We start from the raw sequence: 1937 nt of genomic DNA on the forward strand, positions 1-1937 counted from the left end.
ATTCAGGAGGAGTGGCCGGCCCCGAGAACCCATGCCCACCGGCTGCGGCGGTGGCTGGTATCACGTGCCAAGGCGAACGGCGCCGACGGCACCGACGACCCGACGGATGCGGCGCCGGCACCGGTCAGCCCCGACCGGGTCAGCCCGTCTTGAGCTTCTCGTAGATCCGCTTGCAGTCCGGGCATACCGGTGAGCCCGGCTTTGCCGCCTTCGTCACCGGGAACACCTCGCCGCACAGCGCCACGACATGGGAGCCCATCACGGCGCTTTCAGCGATCTTGTTCTTCTTGACGTAGTGGAAGTACTTGGGGGTGTCGCTGCCGGTCCCGTCGTCGACGCGTTCGTCGGTATCGGTGCGCTCGATCGTGTGGGTCTGCATGTCTACGTATTGTGCCGGAACAAGCTTCGACGGGGTGGCAGAAGTGTGGAACAGTGGAGAAATGAAGCGCGGCACTGAGCTGGGTTTCGACGACGAGGGCAGGCCGGTACTCATCACCGCCGCCGCTCCCTCATACGAGGTGCAGCAACGCCAGCGAGTGCGGAAATACTTGACGCTGATGGCCTTCCGGATTCCGGCGTTAATTCTGGCCGCCGTCGCATATGGCATGTGGCACAACGGTTTGGTCTCGCTTCTGATCATTGCCGCGTCGTTCCCGCTGCCCTGGATGGCGGTGCTGATCGCCAACGACCGACCGCCGCGCCGCCCCGACGAACCCCGGCGCTTCGACGGGGTCACCCGGCGCACCCCGCTGTTCCCCACCGCCGAACGCCCCGCGCTCGAGCAGTACACGCGCCCAGCGCCGCAACCGGAATCACCATCCGCGGCCACTGACAGTTCCGAATAGCCGTTCGCGGACACTATTTCTCAGCACATTCTCAGACCGTGCGGACATTCGCGCACGTCAACGGGTGTGAGATGGCCACACCGTGGGAACTCATCCCCCAAGTAGGTCGTTGTACCTCATGACAGCTCACGCCTATCAGGAGGGCGCTAATGGCAAATGCCACCACAAGCCGGTTCGACAGCGATCTCGATGCTCAGAGCCCAGCCGCGGACCTGGTGCGCGTGTATCTGAACGGCATCGGCAAAACGGCATTGCTCAATGCAGCCGATGAAGTCGAGCTTGCCAAGCGCATCGAGGCCGGCCTGTACGCCCAGCATCTGCTTGCAACCCGCAAACGCCTCGGCGAGAACCGCAAGCGCGATCTGGCGGCCGTGGTCCGCGACGGTGAAGCAGCACGAGGCCACCTGCTGGAAGCCAACCTCCGGTTGGTCGTGTCGTTGGCGAAGCGCTACACGGGCCGCGGAATGCCGCTGCTGGACCTCATCCAGGAAGGCAATCTGGGGCTGATCCGGGCGATGGAAAAGTTCGACTACGCAAAGGGATTCAAGTTTTCGACCTACGCGACGTGGTGGATCCGGCAGGCGATCACCAGGGGCATGGCCGACCAGAGCCGCACCATCCGGCTGCCCGTTCACCTGGTTGAGCAGGTGAACAAGCTGGCACGGATCAAGCGCGAGATGCACCAGAACCTCGGCCGTGAAGCCACTGACGAGGAACTCGCTGCCGAGTCGGGCATTCCGGTCGAGAAGATCAACGACCTGCTGGAGCACAGCCGCGACCCGGTGAGCCTCGACATGCCGGTCGGCTCCGAGGAAGAGGCGCCGTTGGGTGACTTCATCGAGGACGCCGAAGCGATGTCCGCGGAGAACGCCGTGATCGCCGAGCTGCTGCACACCGACATTCGCACGGTGCTGGCAACCCTCGACGAGCGTGAGCATCAGGTGATCCGGTTGCGCTTCGGGCTCGACGATGGACAGCCCCGCACGCTCGACCAGATCGGCAAGTTGTTCGGCCTGTCCCGTGAGCGGGTTCGCCAAATCGAGCGCGAGGTTATGACCAAGCTCCGCAACGGTGACCGGGCCGACCGACTGC

At 64.2% G+C, this 1937-nt stretch carries 3 protein-coding genes; 2 read left to right on the forward strand and 1 reads right to left on the reverse strand.

The window, feature by feature from the left end; translation table 11 throughout:
* Positions 1 to 139 precede the first annotated feature (139 nt).
* The gene (locus WAN71_RS20785) at positions 140 to 379 is read right to left on the reverse strand and encodes a DUF3039 domain-containing protein (protein ID WP_422227138.1); all 240 of its coding nucleotides are present in this window, start codon (positions 377 to 379) and stop codon (positions 140 to 142) included.
* A 43-nt stretch (positions 380 to 422) separates the two neighbouring features.
* On the opposite strand from WAN71_RS20785, the gene WAN71_RS20790 reads away from it, so the two are divergent.
* Both WAN71_RS20790 and WAN71_RS20795 read left to right on the forward strand, forming a co-directional pair.
* Entirely contained in the window at positions 423 to 845 is a 423-nt protein-coding gene (locus WAN71_RS20790) for a DUF3099 domain-containing protein (RefSeq protein ID WP_422227140.1), read from the forward strand.
* Positions 846 to 994: 149 nt separating this feature from the next.
* Positions 995 to 1937 (forward strand): sigma-70 family RNA polymerase sigma factor (locus WAN71_RS20795; RefSeq protein WP_422227139.1); only part of this gene is annotated, 943 nt, incomplete at its 3' end.

Origin of the sequence: Mycobacterium sp. (assembly GCF_049280035.1) — a bacterium.
In the GTDB taxonomy this organism is placed as follows: Bacteria; Actinomycetota; Actinomycetes; order Mycobacteriales; family Mycobacteriaceae; genus Mycobacterium.